The following is a 22,045-nucleotide window of genomic DNA, read 5'->3' as shown; positions in this document are numbered from 1 at the left end:
CTTACCCAATAAATTATTTCTGTCTGCAACTTTCAATCCTTCTATACCCAAAGTCATTGGTGTTGCTAGTAGGCGGTAAATGAGTGAGGCCCCATGAGTATAGGTGTACTATATGATTGGGGCGCTAGCAACCTAGCGACTTCAAGTATGAAGGGCGTATACTGAAGCAATATCTCTGTATTATAAATGAGACTTTATTTGATTAATTTTATCTTCCAAAGCAACGATATATCCACTTAAAGTCCCAATTAACTCTTCTAACTCTTCTCTTCTTGCTCTTTTCCTCAGATTACTAAAAGTAACGAGCATCCAACAGGTTAAACTAACCATAACAATGAACTCTAAAACAGCGACATCATGTGTTGAGAATTGAAGAGGTGAAAGAAGGTATAAGCAGATTGAGAATATAATAAATCCAACCAGAACGTAAATTGCATTATTTACACTATTTAGTGTCTCTCTCGCCTTCGGTAGTTTCAATGCCTTTAATTCATTTTTAGACTTATTTAATTCATTTATGTATTGTTTTAAAGCGATCTCCTGTACTGAGAGTTCAGCTTCAGTATAATTCTCAATTGTCATCTGTTTTCCAAGAAAATGAAAAGTACTTAACAAAAATTAATACTTTTCACTTGTAAATCATTATTATAATAAAAGTCATTTTTATGGTGATAATTATTTTATCACTTTATCTTCAATATCTAACAAGTTACCTTTCAAATTATTCAACGTATTATTTAAAGACTCAGTGTGTTTAACATCTTCAACTTTATCAGCAATATCTGCTTTTAGTAAATTCCATTTTTTAAACAATGAATTATACGCCTCTGTATGAAGACTATCCGGTACCGATTCACCGATAGATTTAAAAAACTCTTTCACTTCTTGAGATTTATCATCATATAGGTCTTCAATTTTATCGACTTTTCCCTGCCAATCTTGGCTTTTAAAGTAACTCTCGATCTCTCTTTTTTTGGTTCTAATTTATCAGACAACTCTTTCGTATACTCGGATAAGTTTGACATCTTATTTTCCTTTTAGAATTAAGTGTAAATAGGATAGGAATACAATAAAATATTTACAAGTCGTATTCTGTATCAATTTAAAAATAGTTAGATTAAATTTCAATGAACTATAAATAGTTAACTAAAATGGTTCGTTCATTTTTCATCATTTATAACGATTAGAGCCAATTAAAATCAGTAGCAAAACGCGTTTTCCAACGATTAATTAAATGATAACCACCCTCTTCATCGGACTCTTTAAGTGATTCTTGAAGTCGTTGTAGTCGATAACCTCTTTTTATCTGTTGTAATGGGGAGTAGGCTTTAATCTCCATCTCATTCTCTTCACGATTTACTATCATATTTGTTGTTAACATTGCCATTTGTGAATCTCATGTTTAAATTAGTTCAAACAAGATAGTAAGTGATCTCAATAAATACAAGTAGCAATATGAAGATTATAACCAATTAATTTAACCGTATACATTAGCATTGAAGCTAAGCTTTCAATTCAACCATGATTAATGAATCCATTTCTAAAAATTTAGCTCAGATACCTAAAATAATTGGAGTTGCTAATAGGAGGAAAATGAGTGAGACCCCATGAGTATAGATGTACTATATAATTGATCTTTGGTTATTTCTACATGATTAGTGATAGTTAATATATCCAAAAATTAATAAGTGGAATATCAATTTTACGCATTTAATTATTAACACCTATCATTCAACACTTTATTTACAGTTTAAATGAATCATTGAATGCGTATAGAATAATAACACTAAACCCCACCTCTATTTATCAATTATATTTTTGTCAGAGTTATGTTAATTCTTTGAGGTTAATTATCTCTAATGCTAGTTTTAAATAAAGTAACCGATTATTCGCATGGAGAATAAAATGGATGATGTAAATATTAATACAGCAAAAAGGATATATGGTAATGATTTAAAAAAGTTAACAACTGTCACAAATATGAACAGTGGCTTTAAAGGTTTTCATTTTTTAAATCGCTCTAAAGCTGTCGATATTAGAAAATTTGACCGATGGATTAACGACTTAGTTAATAAAAAGAAAGGTTGTATAAGATTAAGACCATTTGCATCCTTCACTCTACCAGGTTCCCATGATGCAATGACCTATGCATACTCTGGTAATTTTTTCACTCGTCATACAGCCATAAAAGGAGGAACTAAGACTCAAAGTTTACGGTTAGTCGAACAGTTTAAAATCGGAATTCGTTATTTTGACATTCGAGTTAAAGCGAATAGCAAAGGATTTTTATACGGCGTCCATGGAAAAATAAAGTTTACTCATGTCGATGCGGCTCGTGAAATACGCGATCTTTTATTACTTGCAAGACTCAACGAAGAACCCATAGTGATAAAATTCAAACATAATGTAAAAGCCTACCCCATATTAAGAAATATCGCCTCAGGTTATGCTTCAAATCTTATTTCTCACAACGAATATTGGGAAGAACCACTTTATAACCTAGTCAAAAGAGATAAATTCTTTGCTTTTTTTATCAATGCAAAAAAGCCAAAGAATCTTCATTAGAGATCGATGAAGATCTATTTATGAGTTATAAAGATCACAAGTCCGGTGGTTTTTCGAATACTCATTGGTTAAGAAAACATAAAAGATATGTCAATAAAAATATTGATAAAGTTATTCCACCAACAGAGCATAAGTTAAAAGTCATCTCTCTCAATATCCCTTGTGTCTCTACCAAGAAAACTCGACTCTTAGGTGATGTGGGAGCGGGGTTAGTTTATCTACTAGGAAATATTGGTACGCCAATGGTCATCAATCCCTGGCCAAGTTGGGTTGGTGTATATAAAAGTGTAGAAAATATCGAAAACTTAAGTTTAGTAAGAAAATTAAATGAAGGTTTTGTTCTAAAAATGAATAGGTATGTAGATTCATGGTATGACCTAGCTATGTCTGGTACCAGTACACGCTTAGTTGTTAAACATGGTAATAAAGTCTCAGGTATGGTTTCTGGTGTCGTTGGAATGGATTTTGTAGGACAAAAAAGGCAGATGATTTTAAACTTAATTGAAGTGAATAATCGCGATTTTTAACCTTAATATCCCCATCATAATTGGAGTTGCTAGTAGATGTAATAGGTCACCTACCTAGCAACTTCAAGTCATAGGAATCAAGGTATTATTCATCATTCATTTTGACAAATAAAGTACACCTATCACTTCCAATAGTTATTTGCTGCTGAAATAGTTTGAAAGTTCATTGCAATTACTTTTGATGATTCAATCAAAAGCGCAGGATCCTCTGAGTACATCGGTCTCAATTTATGTAACACATCCATATTAGGCTGTGTTTTTTTTACTCCCATTCGACTCAATTTAATCGCTAACTCATACCCTTCTTCAGGTGTATCCGTAATTAATGTTGGTAACCATGAATCCATTTTATTCTCCTCAAATTTACTAGTATCAATTTAAGCATAGACCACAAATGTTAAAATACAGAAATCACGAAATAAATCGCACCAATTTTATTAATCATTCTTATTAAATAATAAAAACCTCAAATAAAACCTCTAACAAAAAAATATAGAGACTGAAAATTAAAATATAAATTAATTATCTTTAAATAAGTTGGAAATATAACAAAACACACAATATAGATATATTTAAAACACCTTAAAAAACGACCAGACAAACAAACAATAACTTAAAAACAACGAGTTAAACAGAAATTCACGTTAACAAAAAATAAGCCATTAATTTGCCCTGTTGCACAACCTCTATTTTTACTTTATTAATAACACCGAAAAAACAACTAGAAATAATTCAACGATAATTAAAAATAGTTATTAAAGATTAGTAATAAATAACTTCATATTAAAGATAAACACTTTTATCAACCTTACTTTGAAAATGTAAAAATTAAACTTTAGATATAAGAGTTAAATACTATTTAAATAAGGATAACTCATGTTAATTAATTTCAAACGGACATTTATCAGTGGCGCAATTATCGCAGCGGCCTCTTTAATCAGCCTCTCAACCCTTGCAGCTCCTAGTGCAGACCAAAACCAACTGACGATAGTTCCCGATTTCTATCCAACAATGGTCAAAAACTTTAACCCTTATCTTAATACCCATCTTAAGACGACAACGGATTTCATCTTTGAGCCGTTAGTGATTTTCAACCAAATGCACGGTAATGAACCTGTGATGCGGTTAGCTGAAAACTTCTCAATGAGTGATGATCTTCTCACTGTCACCTTTACACTCCGAGATGATGTCAAATGGTCTGATGGTAAACCTTTCTCTGTTGATGATGTGATCTTTAGTTTTAACTTGATCAAGGAGAATCCAGAACTTGATCAGCGAGGGATTAATAAGTGGCTTAAGGAGGTCAAAAAGTCAGACAATAAAGTCATCTTCACCCTTACAGAAGGTAACTCAAATGTACCTTTTGAACTCTCTTTCATCCCCATTGTACCTAAACATATTTGGCAAGATGTTGAAAAACCAGCCAGCTTTACCAATGATAACCCCGTTGGAACTGGTCCATTCACGGAAATAGCAACATTCACACCACAACTTTATATTCAGTGTCGTAATCCTAACTATTGGGATAATGATAATCTCAAAGTCGATTGTTTACGTGTGCCACAAATTGCTAATAATGATCAACTGCTCAATAAGATTATTAACTCTGAACTAGACTGGAGTTCTTCATTTGTTCCAGACATTGATAGTACTTACGCGGCTAAAAACCCTAACCACAAGTATTGGTATCCTGCTTCTGGTACTCAATCCTTTATGCTCAACTTTAAAACCCCGAAAAAAGGTAACAATGAGGCAATAAATAATATCGATTTCCGTCGTGCATTCTCAATGGCAATCGATCGTCAAACCATTATTGATATTGCATTTTATGGCAGCGGCATCCCAAATGACTATGCCTCTGGCTTAGGTGACAGCTTTAAATCTTGGTCTGATAACGCGGTATATAATCAATATAAAAAATTTAATACCTTTGATTTAGAGGGCGCAAAAGCGTTATTGAAAAAAACAGGCTTTAAAGATATCGATAATGACAAATTTGTCGAAACCCCTAGTGGTGAAAAAATTGAGTTAGAAATTCAATCGCCAAATGGCTGGAGTGACTTTAATAACACCGTCCAGCTAGCAGTTGAGCAGCTCAATGATGCTGGCATTAACGCCAAAGCTAAAACCCCAGACTTTTCTGTTTATAACTCTTCAATGTTAGATGGCAGCTACGATGTCTCGTACACCAATTATCTACATGGTGCAGACCCGCATCTCTATTGGAACAGTGCTTTCAACTCTCATCTACAAAAAGGTGAAGGGATGCCTCGTTTTTCAATGCACTTCTTTAGTAATGCAGAACTAGACACCTTACTAGATAGCTTTTACAAAACTGCCGATAAAGAAGAGCAGCTCTCCATTGCTCATCAAATCCAAAAAATCATCGCAGAGAATCAAGTCACGGTTCCCATGATGTCTGCAGCCAGCATGTTCCAGTACAACGAAACTCGCTTCACTGGCTGGTGGAATGCCGACAAGCCAAAAGGTCGTCCGATGGTTTGGGCGGGGATTCCAGAACGTTTATTACAGGTATTAGATTTAGAACCTGTCATTAAAAAATGAGTTCAAATTCAGAAAGATACACTTAGACAGCAAAACTTTAAACGTAATTTTACACTCACAAATATCATTTAAATTATAACTATAAATTTGGAGTTCATATGAGAATTCAAAAAGTAAAATTAACACTGATCAGTGTTGCCATTACATCAGCACTATTCTCTTATCAAACAATGGCTCAGCAAGATCCAATTGGTCCAGAATACGCGAATGCTGCGACCGCTTTTTTTAATGAATCAACCATTAGTGGTGGCTTAAACTTCTTTATGAGGGACAGAATCAGAGCCGCCACTGATGGTGGTGCTAAAGTACCAAATTTAGATCATGGTTCCATCTATCTAGGTTTAGGTTTTAACTCTGGTTACATCAACGATGTGGTTGGTGCCGATGTTAGTATTTATGGCACCTTTGATATGTGGAATAACGCCTCCCCTGACCATGAAATGAATTTTTGGGGTGTCAATAATCCATATGATTGGGATCCAACTGACTCAAGTGGTTGTTCCGAAATTGAAGGAGAATATGCTGAATGGAACTCAGACTGCACAGATAATAGTGCCGCGGTGCAAACAGCGGCACTAAAATTTAAATTTGGTGATAATGTCAGAGCTAAATTAGGTTTATTCCAACCTTCGGTACCGAGTGGTGTAGCACCTAACTGGTCTTTTGCTGCGGGTACTTATACCGGTGGTGAAATTGGGGCTACATTTAATAATTTAGACCTTGGTTTAGTTTTAGCGGATAAGTATCGTGCACCTTGGATCAAAAATCGTTATGACTTTAGAACAACAAATGGAGAAGATGCAGGAATGCTCTACTCTTTAGGTGCCATTTATAAATTTGCCAATAACTCAACCTTAGATGGTGCATATTCAGGTTTAACCGATGGCAATCGTTCAACATTCCATCTTAAATATAAGACTCAATTAGCAAACGGTTGGAAGCTTTCTCCTCAATTTTACTTTGTCGCTGATGACAAGCAATATGAAGATAATGCATTTCAGCTAGCATTAATCACGTCTAAGAAGTTTGGTCAATTTACCTTTAGAGCTGACGGTACTTACTCATCTGCTGACTCTGGTGATAGCGGAAAAGTGGGCTGGATTGCTTATCGATTAACTAAGCAATATGGCGGTGCTAATGGTCCATATGAAGTTTCATGGAAAAACTCATCAGATTACAACCATGATGGAGAAATGGCCTTATTCAGTTCAATTAGTCGTGATTTCTCAGACCTTAATGCGCCAGGGTTAAGTGCTGGCTTTAGTGGCGCTTACGGATTTGGCGCCAAAGCAGAAGGTTATGATGAGCTAATTGAATATGCAGGTAGTGTATTTGTCAATTATGATATTCAAGGCGGTGCATTGGAAGGCGCTAAGCTAGGTCTTCATTATACAAGCTATGTCAATAGTTCCGATTCTCCTACCTATGGTGCGTATACTAATGCATTTCAAAACCAAAATGATTTGATCGCAACAGTGATTATTCCATTTACCGTAAAATAGGCCATAAATTAGCCTAATATGAAAAAGAAGCGACATGATACTTAAGTCCACGATTATGTCGTTTCTTTCTATAAAAAGGCTATAACTTCATAGATATTCAATTCCCCATTAAGGAACTCATATGGGATTTTTCTTACGTCGTTTACTCTTTTATTTTATTGCCCTTTTGGTTGCTGCTACTATCAATTTTATCATTCCTCGTGCCATGCCGGGCGATCCCGTCACCATGATGTTTGCCAATGCCAGCGTCCAAGTGACACCAGAAAGAATCGAAGCAATGCGCCAACTATTAGGTTTTGTCGATGGTCCATGGTATCAACAGTATTATATCTATATTAAAAGTATTCTTAGCTGGGATCTCGGGACGTCGATACAATTCTATCCACAAACCGTCAATCAATTGTTAGGCAATGCTGTCGGTTGGTCACTCTTTTTAGCAGGAACTGCAGTGATTGTTGCTTTCTGTATCGGTTCAGTTTTAGGCATTTTTGCCGCTTGGAAACGAGGAAGTCGTTATGACTCTATTGTCTCTCCCGGTATGCTAATGATCCAAGCCATTCCTCCTGTTGTCGTCGCCATGTTAATGTTATTTACCTTTGCTATCGGTTTACGCTGGTTTCCGACCAGTTATGCTTATACGCCAGGCGAACTTCCCGATTGGAGTAGCCCCGCTTTTTATCTCGACCTACTTTATCATGCTGCTCTGCCCCTATTTTGTGCCACTCTGATTCAAATTGGAGGATTCTTAATTAACATGCGCAATAACATGATTAACCTGCTAAATGAAGATTACATCACCATGGCAAAAGGCAAAGGATTGAATGAAAAACGGATCGTCTTTAACTATGCGGCTCGAAATGCATTGTTACCGAGTGTGACCTCTCTCTCTATGGCGTTAGGAATGGCCATTGGCGGTCAATTAATTATCGAAATCATCTTCAATTACCCCGGTCTTGGCACCGTATTACTTAATGCAATTCAATCTCGTGATTATCAAGTTCTTCAAGGGCAATTGATTATTATGACCTTGTTTATGCTGTTCTTTAACTTCTTAGCCGATATATTAATTGTGATCCTTGATCCTCGTCTTCGTAAAGGAGGTCAATAATGTTTTCAGCACTATGGCGCCTACTAAAAGGTAACCCTAAAGCGATGACGGGAATTGTTATTATTTCAATCTTTCTATTTATTGCTATTTTCGCCCCTTTATTAACTAAATATCCTCCAGACAAACGGACAGGTAATCCTCATGAATATCCAGCGTTTATTGTTAAAGCGAGTCAAAATAATCCTGATGGGTTTATTGCTACCCAGTTAGCCGACAATCGACGTACCTTGTTAATGTCTAAAAAAGCAGAACATTCAATGGGAACCTCAAGAATGGGGCGTGATATTTGGTCACAACTGGTTTATGGAACAAGAACCTCATTAGCCGTTGGATTTGGAGCTGGCATCATGGTCTGTTTCCTTGCCACTATTATCGGTGTCTCTTCGGGTTATTTTGGTGGTCGAATTGACGATTTCCTCACTGCGGCAATGAATATTATGTTAGTGATCCCTCAGCTTCCTTTACTTTTTGTTATCGCCGCGTTTATTGGTCAAGCAGGGCCATTTACTATTGCTCTGGTGATTGCGCTCACCTCTTGGGCGTGGGGTGCAAGGGTCGTGAGAGCGCAAACCTTATCGATACGAGAAAAAGAGTTTATTAAAGCGGCTGAAGTCTTAGGTGAACCCGCTTGGCGCATTATCTTAGTGGAAATTTTGCCGAATTTAATCTCTATCGTTGGTGCTAGCTTTATTGGTTCTGTGATGCTTGCCATTATGACCGAAGCGACCCTCTCCTTCTTAGGTTTAGGTGATCCAAACTCAATCAGTTGGGGAATTATGCTCTACAACGTGCAAACATCCTCTTCAATGTTAGTCGGAGCTTGGTGGGAGTTATTAGCCCCTTGTTTGGCGTTAACCTTTGTTGCTATTGGTTTAGCCCTACTCAACTTTGCTGTCGATGAAATTGCTAACCCACAACTTCGTTCTCATAAAGGAATGAAACGCTGGAACAAGATGATGATTGAGAACCAAAAAGGATAACTTATGCAAAATCAGGTTTCTATTCGTAATTTATGTGTCGATTACATTATTGATGATGGCGATGTGCGTGCAGTCAGTGATGTGAGCTTTGATATTGGCAAAGGTGAAATTTTTGGGCTAGCTGGCGAGTCAGGTTGTGGGAAATCTACCGTTGCTTTCTCATTGATGGGGTTGCATAAGCCACCCGCCTATATTTCTCAAGGTGAGATTCTCTTCGAAGGCTTTGGTGATCTTCTCAAATACTCAGAGTCTCAAATGGCTAGCTTTCGTTGGAAAGAGATGTCAATGGTGTTCCAAAGTGCAATGAATGCGTTAAACCCCGTTTTAACGATGGAAGAGCAGTTTTGCGATGTCATCATGACCCACACTACCATGAGTCGAAAACAAGCTATCTTAAGAGCACAAGAGTTACTGAAGATTGTCGATATTCATCCAAATCGATTGCGTGATTATCCTCATCAATTTTCTGGTGGTATGCGACAACGTTTAGTGATCGCGATTGCCCTCGCGCTTAATCCTAAAATGATCATTATGGATGAGCCAACAACCGCTCTTGATGTTGTCGTACAGAGAGAGATATTACAGAAAATTTATGCATTAAAAGAAGAGTTTGGTTTTTCCATTCTCTTTATCACTCACGATCTCTCTTTAATGATGGAGTTTTCTGATCGAATTGGAATAATGTATTCTGGTGAACTGGTGGAAGTCGCCCCTGCAAAAGCGATTTTAAAGAACCCGTATCATCCTTACACCGAAGGACTTACTAGCTCCTTCCCTCCTTTAACGGGTGAAAAGCCCAAATTAACAGGCATTCCTGGTTCACCACTCAATTTACTCGATATTCCACCAGGTTGTCGCTTTCAAGCCCGTTGCCCGAAAGCCATTGCATGCTGTTTTGAATCGACAACCCATTTACAACAAATTCAAGAGAACCGTTTCTCTAATTGTCATCTTTATACCCAATTAAACCTCAGCCAATCAGCGAAAGGAGCGATAGATGGAAAATAAGCCGATCGTAGAAGGTGTTAACATTTGTAAAGACTTTCAAGTGAATAGTAATTCAATCCAAAAGTCGATGATGCGAGCACTTAATGATGTCTCTTTTCAACTCTATCAAGGAAGAGGCTTAGCGGTTGTCGGTGAGTCAGGTTCAGGAAAGTCGACCATTGCAAAAATTATTGCCAAAATGTACCAAACGACCTCAGGCGAAGTACGCTTTAATGGTATTAACATTGAAGAGATCAAAGGGAGAAAGCGATTATTAACCTATCGACAATCGGTTCAGATGGTGTGGCAAGATCCCTTTGGCTCTCTTAATCCAACCCATACGATTTATCACCATATTGCGCGCCCTTTATTAATTCATAACAAACTTTTTGATCAGGGTGAGTCTCTTTCACGATCCGAAACAAAAAAAAGATTAGAAAATAAGGTACATCAGCTATTAGAGCAAGTCGGATTAATTCCCGCAAAAGAGACCGCCAGAAAATTTCCTCATCAACTTTCTGGCGGACAACGACAACGTGTAAATCTCGCAAGAAATATCGCCGTCGGTGCAAAGGTTGTTTTAGCTGATGAACCCACCTCGATGCTTGATGTATCCATTCGGGCAGGCGTCCTTAATCTCATGGAAGAGATGAAAACCAAACAAAATATGGCGTTGCTTTATATCACTCATGATATTGCAACCGCCCGTTATATAGCGGAGGATTTGGCGGTGATGTATGTTGGACATATGGTAGAGTGGGGAGAGATTGAAACCATTATTCATCAGCCACATCACCCTTATACCCAATTGTTAATTTCTGCCGTTCCTGATCCAGACAAATCGATCCATACGCCATTGAAAGGTAATCAAGGTGAAATTCCATTATGGACACCAGAGAGTATCGGCTGCCCTTTCTCGCAACGCTGTTTACAAGCTACTGAGATCTGTTCAGTAGTATTACCAAATGTGACTAAGCTAGCTGATAATCACTTTGTTCGTTGTCATTTATACGTATAAAAATAAGTCATTCACCTCTATCTGTTTCTTACTTGAAGTCGGTAGGTTGTTGGTTGCGGTCGTTCTCCCCAATTACACACAACTATGTGCATGGAGTATCACTCTTGTTGCCGACTGACTAGCAACATCAATAATTTTTAGTGTGATCAATTTAGTGAATGTAAGCAAATGTAAAAACCAAACAATAGATATTTGTTAACCAAATAAATAATTATAAGTTATTTGGTTAACAGCTTTTATTCAGCTTGTTCCTTTGTGAACTGAATCGCATAACGCCCTACAAAATAAGATATTTACATAAGAATTATTAATTTCACTAGGTTAATATCCTCCTCATTATAGGTATATAAGATAAGTGAAATGGATGTATAAATTAGCGCCCTATCTACTCTCAACAATAATAAGTTTTCCCTTGTTTGCTGACCCAGTATTTAATTCAACAACTGAATTAAACACAGTAGTGACACGGCCAGCAAAGTTAATGACTATCTCTCTTGCGGATCAACAAAGCGAACGTACTTTTCCTGCCCGAGCAGAAGCATTGAATCGAGCAACACTCACCTTTCAAGTTCCAGGTCTACTTACTCATCTCCATGTTAACAGTGGAGAAAAAGTGAGCAAAGGAACGCTGCTAGCAGAAATTGATAACAAAGAATTTGCGCTTAAAATGCAACAAAAAAAGCACAACTAACATTAACTCAGCTGCAGTTTGAACGAGTCAAAAAGCTCCAACATGTACAAGTTGTCTCTGAAAGCGATTTCGATCAGATGGTCGAAGCATTAAGCAGTGCGAAATCTGACTATGAACAAGCAAAAAATGATTTTGAAGAAACCAAGATTTATGCCCCTTTTGATGGTGTGATCTCTTATACCTACCTGAATCAGCAAGAGTATATTTTTGCTAACGATCCAATTTTAAACCTTCAAAATCACCAGATGGTTCAAGTTATTCTTTCTATGCCGAGTAATTTATTATCTCAATACCAAGATGATGACTCATGGCAAGCAACCGCAATATTTGATACCTATCCAGATGAAGAGTTCTCACTTAAATTTCAAGAGTTAAGTAGTAATATCAATCCAAAAACAGGGACTTATGATATTACTTTTGTAATGCCAAAACCCAAAGGAAAACGCATCCTATCAGGATTAACTGGGCATATTACGCTCAAAGGAAAACCTTCTGAATCAATACAATTGAACAAGGAAAGTGTTCTTTCTATCGACAATAAAACCTACCTTTGGACAGTAACAGATAACAAGGTAAAACAGGTAGAAGTTAAATTAAATGACCAAAATAACATTATTAGTGGTGTCGAAAATGGCACTGTTATTGTTACAGCAGGTATTGAAGAATTAAAAGATGGAATGCATGTTAAAGAATGGATTAAAGAGCGAGGGTTATAAAATGATGAAATTGTTACCTATCGCCTCTGCGTTACTCTTTCTTTCTGGTTGTCAGCAAGAGGTCGAGACTCATGACATCACGCCACCGGTTGTCAAGGTTATCAGTGTCACAACAGAGACCAATAATAATAAAAGTCTTCCTGCGATGACTCAAGTCGCAGATAAAGCCCAATTAAGTTTTCAATTAAAAGGCGATATCACAACACTTCTAGTCAAAGAGGGGCAAAAAGTTCACAAAGGTCAGTTATTAGCAACCTTAAATACCACCGAACTTGATATTGTTCTTGAAAATGCAAAATCAAAATTGCAGGTTGCTGAAAATAATCTTAAACGCGCTGAGTATATCTATCATAGTGGCTCATTAGCTCAATCAGAATTTGATGAATTAAAAGCAAAGCGAGATATCAGTTTTGATGCTTATCAGCTAGCAGAATTGAGGTTGCAATATAGCCAATTATCCGCACCTTATGATGGTATTATCTCAATTATTAATGTTGAAAATTATGAATCTGTAAATATCGGCCAACCTATCTTGTCTATCTACAATCCTGAAATGATTGAGATAAAACTGCCTATCTCTGATGCCTTATTTATCAACTCAAATCAAACAAGCTTAGATAATTTAGAAGCTTGGATTAGCTTATCCTCCGGTGAAAAATATAGCGCAAGATTGAAAGAGTACACAACGCAAAAAGACCCTGATCTGGCTGTTTATACGGCTACCTTTGAAATGCCAATGCCAAATGGAAAATCATTAACCGAAGGGATTGGCGTTGAAGTTTCAGCTAAAGACAATAAGCAATTCGCTCCCATTATCTACCTTCCCATCGAAGCTGTGTTTACTCAAGATGGTGAGACTTTATCAGTAGAAAACTCAAATGTATGGGTTGTTGATAAGCAAAATCGAGTGCATAAAACCAAAGTGGAAATTGCTGCAATTTATGCGGATAAAGTTCAAATTATTGCCGGTGTTACCCATAACCAAAGAGTCGTGACAGCAGGTATTGATAAGTTAATAGATGGAATGGAAATCACCATTATGAATGGAGGTTATAATAATGATAAATAATAACCCTCAAAGTAAACCCAACTCAGAACGCGGAATTGCGGCTTACTTTATTAAAAATCGAGTTATTAGTTGGATGATTTCATTAATCCTGCTAATTGGCGGTATTCAAGCCTTTTTAGGGTTGGGTCGATTAGAAGATCCGGCATTTACCATTAAACAAGCTATGGTTGTGACCCAGTATCCGGGAGCAACCCCTCAACAAGTTGAGGAAGAAGTTACTTACCCGATAGAAAAAGCCATTGGTCAACTACCATATATTAAAGAGGTAACATCAACCTCAAGTCGTGGACTATCTCAAGTAAGCATCGAGGTAGAAAGCCACTTTACTGCTGAAGTACTCCCTCAAATTTGGGATGAACTGCGTCGAAAAATCAATGATCTTACTCCCTCATTAGCACCGGGGGTAAAGCCTCCTAAAGTCATTGATGATTTTGGTGATGTTTATGGCGTGTTGCTTTCAGTGACCGGTAATAGTTACTCTTACAAAGAACTACAAGATTATGTCGACTATTTACGACGAGAACTTGAGTTAATTGATGGCGTTGGAAAAGTCTCTGTTTCAGGAATGCAGCAAGAGCAAGTTATTATCGAAATATCAATGAATAAGCTCAGTCAACTTGGCTTATCATTAGATAATATTTATAACTTACTTTCTACACAAAATATTGTTAATGATGCAGGCGGTTTAAAAGTCGGAAATGAATATATCCGTATTCATCCGACTGGAAACTTTGCCAACGTTTCAGAATTAAATAATCTGATTATTTCGGGTGGCAACGACAACCTTATTCGTTTAGGAGATGTCGCAACCATCAGTCGTGATTATGTTGAAGTCCCAACCAATATATTAAAATACAACGGTGATTTAGCGCTCAATGTCGGAGTTTCATTTCAATCAGGTATTAATGTTGTCAACGTGGGCAATGTATTAGACAGTAAACTTAACCAATTATTAGGCCAACAGCCGATTGGAATAAAAATAAACCAACTATACAACCAACCTAAAGAAGTTGATAAATCTGTCTCTGGGTTTGTTGTCAGTCTTGCTCAAGCCGTCGCCATTGTTATTGTCGTTTTACTGTTCTTTATGGGCTTACGATCAGGGTTATTAATTGGTTTAATTCTATTATTGACCGTCCTTGGTACTTTTATCTTTATGAAGATTCAAGGAATAGAACTACAACGTATCTCTCTCGGTGCACTGGTTATTGCCCTTGGTATGTTGGTTGATAATGCCATTGTGGTGGTTGAAGGGATTTTGATCGGTACTCAAAAGGGTCGAACTAAACTACAAGCGGCTACTGACGTAGTTAAACAAACTAAATGGCCACTATTGGGAGCAACCGTCATTGCTATTACTGCATTTGCTCCAATTGGTCTATCTCAAGACTCTACGGGTGAATTTGTTGGTTCGTTATTTTATGTTCTATTAATCTCATTAATGTTGAGTTGGTTTACTGCTATCTCCATTACGCCATTTTTTGCAGATCTACTCTTTAAAGAGTCTGTAACTAAAGATAACCAAGCATCAGAACAAGATCCATATAAAGGTATTTTCTTTACTGTATATAAATCTTTACTCACTTTCTGTATGAAACGTGCGTGGCTGACTATTCTCGTTTTAGTCTTAAGTTTAGGCGGCAGTATTTGGGGCTTTGGTCACGTGAAACAAGCTTTCTTCCCTTATTCAATGACCCCGATGTTCTTAACCGATGTCTGGTTACCTGAAGGGACAGATATTCGCACCACCAATAAAAAACTTGATCACATTGAATCATGGCTACAACAGCAAGATCATGTTGAGTACGTTGCGACGACAGCAGGTCAAGGGTTAGAACGCTTTATGCTGACTTACGCAAAAGAGAAGAGTTATCCCGCTTATGGACAAATTGTCGTTCGAGCAGATGATTACGAAGCCCTTGATCCTTTAATTAAAAAACTACGTACTCATATTGCAACTTATTACCCAGATATCAGTGCAAAGCAAGATAAACTGTTATTTGGTCCTGGTGGTGGTGCGAAGATTGAAGCGAGAATTATTGGCCCAGATCCAGATATATTAAGAAAAATTGCTAAACAATACACCACTATCCTCAATCAGGATCCCAACGCGAAAAGTATCAGACATGATTGGCGATCTAGGACCAAAGTTATCGAACCGAAGTTCAACGAGAACCAAGCTAGACGTTACGGCGTCACAAAGCCTGATATTGATGAAGCATTAAAAATGTCTTATTCAGGATTAAATGTCGGTATCTACCGCGATGGTACATCCCTACTCCCAATTGTCGCTCGTTTGCCTCAACAAGAACGAGCCAATATTGAACAGATGGATCGTATTCAGATTTGGAGTCCGGTGATCAGTGACTACGTGCCTTTAGGGCAGGTCGTTAACGGCTACGATATTATTTGGGAGGACCCTCTTGTGGTACGTAAAGATCGAAAACGTGTACTTACAGTCATGAGCGATCCTGATATTTTAGGTGAAGAAACAGCCGCAACACTACAAAAGCGTATTCAACCATTAATTGAAGCCGTCGATTTACCTGATGGTTATTCTCTTGAATGGGGTGGCGAATATGAGTCATCGCAAAAATCTCGTAAAGCGTTATTCTCATCGATGCCAATGGGTTATCTATTTATGTTTTTAATTACAGTATTCTTGTTTAACTCAATTAGAGAACCGCTAATCGTATGGTGTACCGTGCCATTAGCATTAATCGGCGTGACGGTCGGTTTATTAAGCTTAAACTCTCCATTTAGTTTTATGGCGTTACTTGGTTTATTAAGCTTATCAGGCATGATCTTAAAGAATGGTATTGTATTACTCGATCAGATAAAGGTAGAACTTTCAGAAGGAAAATCTCAACTCGATGCGGTAATGAATGCGGCAGTGAGTCGTGTTAGACCTGTTTGTATGGCGGCAATCACTACTATTCTCGGTATGATACCACTATTAACTGACGTCTTTTTTGAACCAATGGCGGTAACCATTATGTTTGGTTTGGGATTTGCAACAATTCTAACTCTTGTTGTTGTTCCTGTACTGTATCGAGTTTTCTATCGAATTAAGATGGATTAATCACTAACAGGAAAAAGCCCTCCTTTAAATACCAGTAATAGGTACTTAAAAGGGGGCTTTTTTATATATTTAAAAATATCTATTTATAACAAAAAGCTAGTTTACCCTTCTTATAGAAGTTAACTTTTTCTATACTAGCAACAATAAAGATTAATAGATTTAAAGCGATTAAAGATTGGGTAGCCAGCGTCGCAACAATACCAGTATTGAGGACAAGAAGAATAGATATATAGCTTAACTTAGCTAAAATCAACGAACCGATAACAATTGAATAAAATTGCCCACGCATCCAAATATAAGAAGAAAGAACCACCATACTGACGAATATCAATACAGTATTAATGATGATACTTGTTTCTCCCAAAAGTGAAGGCTCTGTATACAAAAAACTGCCGATTGATAGAGGTAGAATTGACAAAAAAAGTTTAGTTTCCATTATTATTATAGTTATTCCTTTAATTGATATCACTATACCTAAAATAATTGGGGTTGCTAGTAGGTGACAAGTGAGATAGGCCCCATGAGTATAGGTGTATTATATGATTGGAGCGAACGAATACAGCCAACAACCTTGCAACTTCAAGTATGAAAGATATATATTACTACAGATTTCAACCACTGATAAGTGCGAGTTAATATAGTCTCTACAATTATCACAAAAATAAAGAGTTTATATAAAATAAATAACAATAAAATAAAAACATAACTCTATAATTTAATTATCATTATTAACTAAAGAACGATAAACTCAATTATAAAATATAAACTAAAATAATTAGAGTTACTATGTAGACGGCAAGTAAGTAAGGCTCAATGAGTATATACCTAAAATAATTGGAATTGCTAGTCGTCGGTAAGTGAGTGAGACAACAAGCGTTCTGTTATAAAAAACCTACTGTATCAATCATATATCTCTACCGTTCTATCCATTTTCACGATTTAATCCTATACCCAAAGTAATTGGAGTTGCTAGTAGGCGGCAAGTGAATGAGGCCCCATGAGTCTAGGTTTTCTATATGATTGGGGCGAATGAGTATCGCCAACAACCTAGCAAGTTCAAGTAAGAAGGGTATATAATAAAACATCATCATTAGACGGCTATACATTGGTATCAATATGGATTTTTTAAATATCAAACAAGGATCGCTGTTCTTTGTATTGGCAACCATCCCAATTTCTTCCTCTGCAATCTCTTTTACTGATCCTATCGATGGTAAGTTTGATATGGGTGAGTATCTGGCTGAGAACGCATATGGATTTATGCCTGTCCCTATTTTAATTACCGAACCTGCCATTGGGTATGGGGGTGGCGCTATGGGGTTATTTTTACATGAGTCTGATGCGCAAAGGAAAAAACGAAAACAGTTAGCAGAGAAATCACTTAACGGCGGTGCTCACCTTTTAACGCCTGCCATTTCTGTTGTCGGTGGTTTTGGTACAGATAATAAAACGTGGGGGGTGTTTGGTGGACACCGTCACTCTTGGAACCGCGATCACATCCGTTATACTGGTGGCGCAATTTACGGTGACTTTAATATGAGTTACTACCCCTTTAATAGTGAAAATAGCCAACTTCACGATTATAGCCTTGATCTTTCGATGAAAGGTTATGGCGTAATGCAAAAGCTACAATTTAGGGTAAAAGATACACCTTTACTAATTGGTATCACTCAACTATATGGTGGTGCCGATATTACCAGTCAAAACAATAATAAATTACAAGAAGCCTTATCTGACCATTTTGACTACTCACCGACCATTTCAGGGTTAGGTCTATTAATCGAATATGATGCATTAAACTCATTTTTATTCCCAACGAACGGTGGCAACTACACCGCTAAGTATCAATTTTTTCGAGAAGGGATAGGCAGTGATTATAATTACGATACTTTACAGCTAAAAGGGACTCAATATATTCCTCTTAACGAGAAAAAAAATTGGATTTTAGGTGTGAAAAGTGAATTCAATTCTTTGATTAGCGATGAGCGATTTTTGCCACCTCCGGTTTATCCTGACGTTAATCTTCGTGGTATTTCTCGTGGTCGTTATCAAGGTGAAAATACCATTACGGTTGAAGGGCAAGTTATGTGGAGTATTACCCATCGCTGGTTAGTTTCGGCATTTGGTGGCGTTGGTTCGACGGCCAGAGATGTCAATGGGCTGTTTTCTGACAATCACTATTCGGGTGGTGTTGGTTTCCGTTACTTAATGGCAAGACGTTATGGTTTACATGCAGGTATTGATTTAGCAGCAAGTGAAGAAGATAGCGCAATCTATTTCCAAGTAGGGACGGGTTTATAGCTTATAGAACGACAGTGCTCTTCGATAATGATACAAAATTCGGTGGTTTAATTCAGAAATAGCATTAAACCACCGATGACATCACATATATGACTAATGTTTCCAATCTATCAATGATAGATTATCGATCAAGCCTCAATCAACTTATGTTCAATCTGGCTTTGATACTCTTGTGGTTTGAATTGAGTAAATCTTGGTAAAAATTTATCCCATTCAATGGAATGGCTATCTAGTTCAGGGCCATCAATACAAGCATGCTTCCGCACCAGTTTACCATCGACCATCACTGGCACCATACAGGCTCCACACATACCCGTTGCGTCAACCATAATTGAGTTTAAGCTTGCCACACAATAAGTGTCATACTCTTTGGTTAAGTCACTCACGGCACGCATCATCAATGGAGGACCAATCGTCACCACTTCCGCAATAATATCTGAATTATCTAATGAAGAGTGAGCTTCGCTCTCTTTCACCTTCTGTTGCGACAACTTTAACATTGACTCTAATGGTGTGGTAACAAAGCCCTCAATACCCAATGAACCATCATTACTGGTGTAGATAACGTCTAATGTATCAGGGTATTGTTGTTTTAACGCTTCAATACGCTCATCTTTTGCAACCCAGAAGCTGTTCTCTTGACTTCTAAACCCTGAAATCAAGGTAACATTGTTTCCGATAGCTAAGTGAGCACAAAGAATAGGATGAACGGCAGGTAGACCAACACCCCCCGCAGTAAAGACAATCCTTGTATTCTGAGGGTATTTATGTACCGCACTTTGCTGCCCCAATGGACCACCAATCGCACAGAACTCATCACCGACTTGCATTTGATTTATCAGTTTTGAACTCGTACCCAAACCTTGAATAACCAGCTCAATCGTTCCTTGCTCTGCATTCCAGTCCGCTAAGGTCAATGGAATAAGCTCGCCTTTTTCATCTGCTAACACGCGAACAAACTGCCCAGCTTTGGCTGACTGAGCAATTAAAGGTGCAGTGATAGTCAACTCTACGATCTCATCAGTAAGTTGACGTCTTTTAACAATTGTCGGCTTAGTTTGACCAATGGATGTATATTTATCTGCACTCGCCACCAGCTGCTTAATTTGGCTTGGATTAAGATCAAGGGTCGACATGATCTCTTTTGCGGCCGCTTGTCCATCTCCCGCGGCTTTAATCGCCGTAGATCCACCTCGTGTTGCATCACCACCACTATAGACATCATCAATCGATGTTTCTTGGGAGTCATTATTAACCAGTAATGTTCCCCATTTAGATGTCGTCAGTTTGGGTTCTGAATCTTTAACAATAGGATTGGCGTTATTACCTAATGCCATAATGGCTAAGTCAACAGGAAGGTGTTCAACCTCACCAGTTGCAACGGGACGACGACGGCCAGAACTATCCGCCTCTCCCAATGCCATCACTTCGACTTTAACACCGTTGAGGTGATGATTTTTATCCCCTAAGAATTCACTTGGTGATCGTAGCTCGCAAACGTTAATGCCTTCTTCTAACGCATGATGTAGCTCCTCAACTCGAGCCGGCATCTCTTGCTTAGTTCGACGGTAAACGATGGTCACTTCAGCACCTAAACGACAAGCGGTACGGGCGGCATCCATCGCGGTATTACCTCCACCAATCACCATCACTTGCTTACCTTTAACTGCAGGTAATGGTGTCTCGTAATCGGGCAGGTTGGCATGCATTAAGTTAACTCGCGTCAAAAATTCATTAGCCGACATGATATTAACTAAATGTTCACCGGGTACATTCATAAAGCGCGGTAACCCGGCCCCTGTACCGATAAAGATCTTTGCAAAGCCTGCTTTTTTAAGATCATCCAATGTTGCTGTTTTGCCAACAATATAGTTGGTGACAAAGCGTCCACCTAATTGGCGGATCTTCTCGACAACATCATCAATCAAGCTATTTGGTAATCTAAACTCAGGAATACCATAGCGTAATACACCACCTAAAGCATGGAACGCTTCAAACACCGTGACAGGGTAACCTTCCTTCGCTAATAAGTAGGCATTGATCAATCCAGAAGGCCCAGATCCGACGATCGCAATCGGCGCTTTATTAGCGACAGCCCAAGGATTAGGCAAGCAATTTTTCTTATCAAGACGACGTTGTTTACCCGCATCACTCTCTTCTTTCGAACTTAGTTTGTCATATTGAGGCAAGAACCACTCTAACTGCCCAATTTCAATCGGGCGATCGTTATGAGTACAAACACCTTGGCACTGTAACTCTTGAGGACAAACACGTCCTGTCACATTAGGAAGAGGGTTTGCGCTCTGAATCAACTCAAACGCCTCTTTTAATTTTCCATCTCCCATAAGATCAAGCACTTCAGGAATATGAATTTTTACAGGACACCCACCATCCATTTCATTGGTCTCTTCCCCTTTATCGTTACATAAAGGCGCACCAATTTCACAAGGGCGATCTTCACACTGCTTATCGCGAATCACTTCTAACCAAACAAACAGTTCAACCTCACGCAGGCTATAGCCTAACCCCATATACCCTAAATAACCTTGACTCACTAAATCGAAATCACGATTACGCTCTTCAGCAGGACGGACATAAGGTGGAATATTATTACTTCCTGGCCACCCTTTTGATAGCCCTTTAAACATTGGGTAGCGCTCAGATAAGTGCTGATCTATACCGCGGATAAAATGACGCTTCTGCTTTAGAGGCACACGCCATAGATAACGTTGAAGTACCTGACTCAACGGGTTATCTTCTAGCAAAGCATTCCATAAACCGGTAATAAAATTTTCACTCAAATCACCTTTTTTCAAAGTTTTTTGAATCAACTCCATACTCTGCTTGGCTAATAAGTTGCTGTATTTTCTTGATTGTTGCTCTGCAGATCGTAATAGCAGATCTTGCTGAGCTTGAGATAACGTCATATTCATT

At 37.9% G+C, this 22,045-nt stretch carries 19 protein-coding genes; 13 read left to right on the top strand and 6 right to left on the bottom strand.

Annotated elements, in window-relative coordinates:
* Positions 1 to 180: 180 nt before the first annotated feature.
* The 3 genes from L0B53_RS04455 to L0B53_RS04445 all read right to left on the bottom strand — a co-directional run bounded on the left by L0B53_RS04455 (position 181) and on the right by L0B53_RS04445 (position 1,387).
* Positions 181 to 582, bottom strand: coding sequence for a hypothetical protein (locus L0B53_RS04455; protein ID WP_235059245.1), 402 nt, complete (start codon positions 580 to 582; stop codon positions 181 to 183).
* Between the two features lie 93 nt (positions 583 to 675).
* Positions 676 to 882, bottom strand: a complete 207-nt coding sequence (locus L0B53_RS04450; protein ID WP_235059244.1) for a hypothetical protein — start codon at positions 880 to 882, stop codon at positions 676 to 678.
* Between the two features lie 301 nt (positions 883 to 1,183).
* Complete coding sequence (locus tag L0B53_RS04445; protein ID WP_235059243.1) at positions 1,184 to 1,387, bottom strand: hypothetical protein; 204 nt, start codon at positions 1,385 to 1,387, stop codon at positions 1,184 to 1,186.
* Between the two features lie 518 nt (positions 1,388 to 1,905).
* Here L0B53_RS04445 and L0B53_RS04440 point away from each other — a divergent pair.
* On the top strand, positions 1,906 to 2,565 hold the full coding sequence (locus L0B53_RS04440) for a hypothetical protein (RefSeq protein WP_235059242.1): 660 nt from the start codon (positions 1,906 to 1,908) through the stop codon (positions 2,563 to 2,565).
* Between the two features lie 20 nt (positions 2,566 to 2,585).
* Positions 2,586 to 3,092: a hypothetical protein gene (locus tag L0B53_RS04435; RefSeq protein ID WP_235059241.1), complete on the top strand. Its 507-nt coding sequence runs from the start codon at positions 2,586 to 2,588 to the stop codon at positions 3,090 to 3,092.
* Between the two features lie 122 nt (positions 3,093 to 3,214).
* Here L0B53_RS04435 and L0B53_RS04430 read toward each other — a convergent pair whose 3' ends face one another.
* Entirely contained in the window at positions 3,215 to 3,439 is a 225-nt protein-coding gene (locus L0B53_RS04430) for a hexameric tyrosine-coordinated heme protein (protein WP_235059240.1), read from the bottom strand.
* 529 nt (positions 3,440 to 3,968) lie between these two features.
* Between L0B53_RS04430 and L0B53_RS04425 the strand changes: the two genes are divergently transcribed.
* The 10 genes from L0B53_RS04425 (at position 3,969) to L0B53_RS04380 (ending at position 16,810) form a co-directional block, all read left to right on the top strand.
* Positions 3,969 to 5,657, top strand: a complete 1,689-nt coding sequence (locus L0B53_RS04425) for an ABC transporter substrate-binding protein (protein WP_235059239.1) — start codon at positions 3,969 to 3,971, stop codon at positions 5,655 to 5,657.
* A 98-nt stretch (positions 5,658 to 5,755) separates the two neighbouring features.
* Positions 5,756 to 7,159: an OprD family outer membrane porin gene (locus tag L0B53_RS04420; protein ID WP_235059238.1), complete on the top strand. Its 1,404-nt coding sequence runs from the start codon at positions 5,756 to 5,758 to the stop codon at positions 7,157 to 7,159.
* Positions 7,160 to 7,280: 121 nt separating this feature from the next.
* Complete coding sequence (locus L0B53_RS04415) at positions 7,281 to 8,267, top strand: ABC transporter permease (protein ID WP_235059237.1); 987 nt, start codon at positions 7,281 to 7,283, stop codon at positions 8,265 to 8,267.
* A complete protein-coding gene (locus tag L0B53_RS04410; protein ID WP_235059236.1) occupies positions 8,267 to 9,247 on the top strand; it encodes an ABC transporter permease in 981 nt (326 codons plus the stop codon). The genes L0B53_RS04415 and L0B53_RS04410 overlap by 1 nt, the downstream gene beginning before the upstream one ends.
* A gap of 3 nt (positions 9,248 to 9,250) precedes the next feature.
* Positions 9,251 to 10,255 (top strand): ABC transporter ATP-binding protein, encoded by a 1,005-nt coding sequence (locus L0B53_RS04405; RefSeq protein WP_235059235.1) that lies wholly within the window; start codon positions 9,251 to 9,253, stop codon positions 10,253 to 10,255.
* Entirely contained in the window at positions 10,245 to 11,252 is a 1,008-nt protein-coding gene (locus L0B53_RS04400; RefSeq protein ID WP_235059234.1) for an ABC transporter ATP-binding protein, read from the top strand. The genes L0B53_RS04405 and L0B53_RS04400 overlap by 11 nt, the downstream gene beginning before the upstream one ends.
* Before the next feature lie 364 nt (positions 11,253 to 11,616).
* Positions 11,617 to 11,943 carry a biotin/lipoyl-binding protein gene (locus L0B53_RS04395; protein WP_235059233.1) on the top strand — a complete coding sequence of 109 codons (327 nt, stop codon included), beginning with the start codon at positions 11,617 to 11,619 and terminating at the stop codon, positions 11,941 to 11,943.
* Between the two features lie 11 nt (positions 11,944 to 11,954).
* Entirely contained in the window at positions 11,955 to 12,659 is a 705-nt protein-coding gene (locus L0B53_RS04390; protein ID WP_235059725.1) for an efflux RND transporter periplasmic adaptor subunit, read from the top strand.
* A gap of 1 nt (position 12,660) precedes the next feature.
* Positions 12,661 to 13,728: an efflux RND transporter periplasmic adaptor subunit gene (locus tag L0B53_RS04385; protein ID WP_235059232.1), complete on the top strand. Its 1,068-nt coding sequence runs from the start codon at positions 12,661 to 12,663 to the stop codon at positions 13,726 to 13,728.
* Complete coding sequence (locus L0B53_RS04380; protein ID WP_235059231.1) at positions 13,718 to 16,810, top strand: efflux RND transporter permease subunit; 3,093 nt, start codon at positions 13,718 to 13,720, stop codon at positions 16,808 to 16,810. The genes L0B53_RS04385 and L0B53_RS04380 overlap by 11 nt, the downstream gene beginning before the upstream one ends.
* Before the next feature lie 79 nt (positions 16,811 to 16,889).
* On the opposite strand, the gene L0B53_RS04375 is transcribed toward L0B53_RS04380, so the two are convergent.
* A complete protein-coding gene (locus L0B53_RS04375) occupies positions 16,890 to 17,246 on the bottom strand; it encodes a hypothetical protein (protein ID WP_235059230.1) in 357 nt (118 codons plus the stop codon).
* A 680-nt stretch (positions 17,247 to 17,926) separates the two neighbouring features.
* On the opposite strand from L0B53_RS04375, the gene L0B53_RS04370 reads away from it, so the two are divergent.
* Positions 17,927 to 19,111 (top strand): BamA/TamA family outer membrane protein, encoded by a 1,185-nt coding sequence (locus L0B53_RS04370; RefSeq protein ID WP_235059229.1) that lies wholly within the window; start codon positions 17,927 to 17,929, stop codon positions 19,109 to 19,111.
* A gap of 128 nt (positions 19,112 to 19,239) precedes the next feature.
* On the opposite strand, the gene L0B53_RS04365 is transcribed toward L0B53_RS04370, so the two are convergent.
* On the bottom strand, positions 19,240 to 22,044 hold the full coding sequence (locus L0B53_RS04365; RefSeq protein ID WP_235059228.1) for a sulfide/dihydroorotate dehydrogenase-like FAD/NAD-binding protein: 2,805 nt from the start codon (positions 22,042 to 22,044) through the stop codon (positions 19,240 to 19,242).
* Position 22,045: the final 1 nt, after the last annotated feature.

This window comes from Vibrio sp. SS-MA-C1-2, from assembly GCF_021513135.1.
In the GTDB taxonomy this organism is placed as follows: Bacteria; Pseudomonadota; Gammaproteobacteria; order Enterobacterales; family Vibrionaceae.
Note: the sequence above shows the minus strand (reverse complement) of the source record. Positions and strands in the feature narration are given on the sequence as shown.

Coding starts and splice junctions, on each gene's coding strand:
- L0B53_RS04395 (WP_235059233.1), top strand. CDS start 11,617: ATGTATAAATTAGCGCCCTATCTACTCTCAACAATAATAAGTTTTCCC.
- L0B53_RS04380 (WP_235059231.1), top strand. CDS start 13,718: ATGATAAATAATAACCCTCAAAGTAAACCCAACTCAGAACGCGGAATT.
- L0B53_RS04455 (WP_235059245.1), bottom strand. CDS start 582: ATGACAATTGAGAATTATACTGAAGCTGAACTCTCAGTACAGGAGATC.
- L0B53_RS04430 (WP_235059240.1), bottom strand. CDS start 3,439: ATGGATTCATGGTTACCAACATTAATTACGGATACACCTGAAGAAGGG.
- L0B53_RS04420 (WP_235059238.1), top strand. CDS start 5,756: ATGAGAATTCAAAAAGTAAAATTAACACTGATCAGTGTTGCCATTACA.
- L0B53_RS04410 (WP_235059236.1), top strand. CDS start 8,267: ATGTTTTCAGCACTATGGCGCCTACTAAAAGGTAACCCTAAAGCGATG.
- L0B53_RS04370 (WP_235059229.1), top strand. CDS start 17,927: ATGGATTTTTTAAATATCAAACAAGGATCGCTGTTCTTTGTATTGGCA.
- L0B53_RS04425 (WP_235059239.1), top strand. CDS start 3,969: ATGTTAATTAATTTCAAACGGACATTTATCAGTGGCGCAATTATCGCA.
- L0B53_RS04445 (WP_235059243.1), bottom strand. CDS start 1,387: ATGGCAATGTTAACAACAAATATGATAGTAAATCGTGAAGAGAATGAG.
- L0B53_RS04405 (WP_235059235.1), top strand. CDS start 9,251: ATGCAAAATCAGGTTTCTATTCGTAATTTATGTGTCGATTACATTATT.
- L0B53_RS04365 (WP_235059228.1), bottom strand. CDS start 22,044: ATGAATATGACGTTATCTCAAGCTCAGCAAGATCTGCTATTACGATCT.
- L0B53_RS04400 (WP_235059234.1), top strand. CDS start 10,245: ATGGAAAATAAGCCGATCGTAGAAGGTGTTAACATTTGTAAAGACTTT.
- L0B53_RS04415 (WP_235059237.1), top strand. CDS start 7,281: ATGGGATTTTTCTTACGTCGTTTACTCTTTTATTTTATTGCCCTTTTG.
- L0B53_RS04375 (WP_235059230.1), bottom strand. CDS start 17,246: ATGGAAACTAAACTTTTTTTGTCAATTCTACCTCTATCAATCGGCAGT.
- L0B53_RS04435 (WP_235059241.1), top strand. CDS start 2,586: ATGAGTTATAAAGATCACAAGTCCGGTGGTTTTTCGAATACTCATTGG.
- L0B53_RS04385 (WP_235059232.1), top strand. CDS start 12,661: ATGATGAAATTGTTACCTATCGCCTCTGCGTTACTCTTTCTTTCTGGT.
- L0B53_RS04440 (WP_235059242.1), top strand. CDS start 1,906: ATGGATGATGTAAATATTAATACAGCAAAAAGGATATATGGTAATGAT.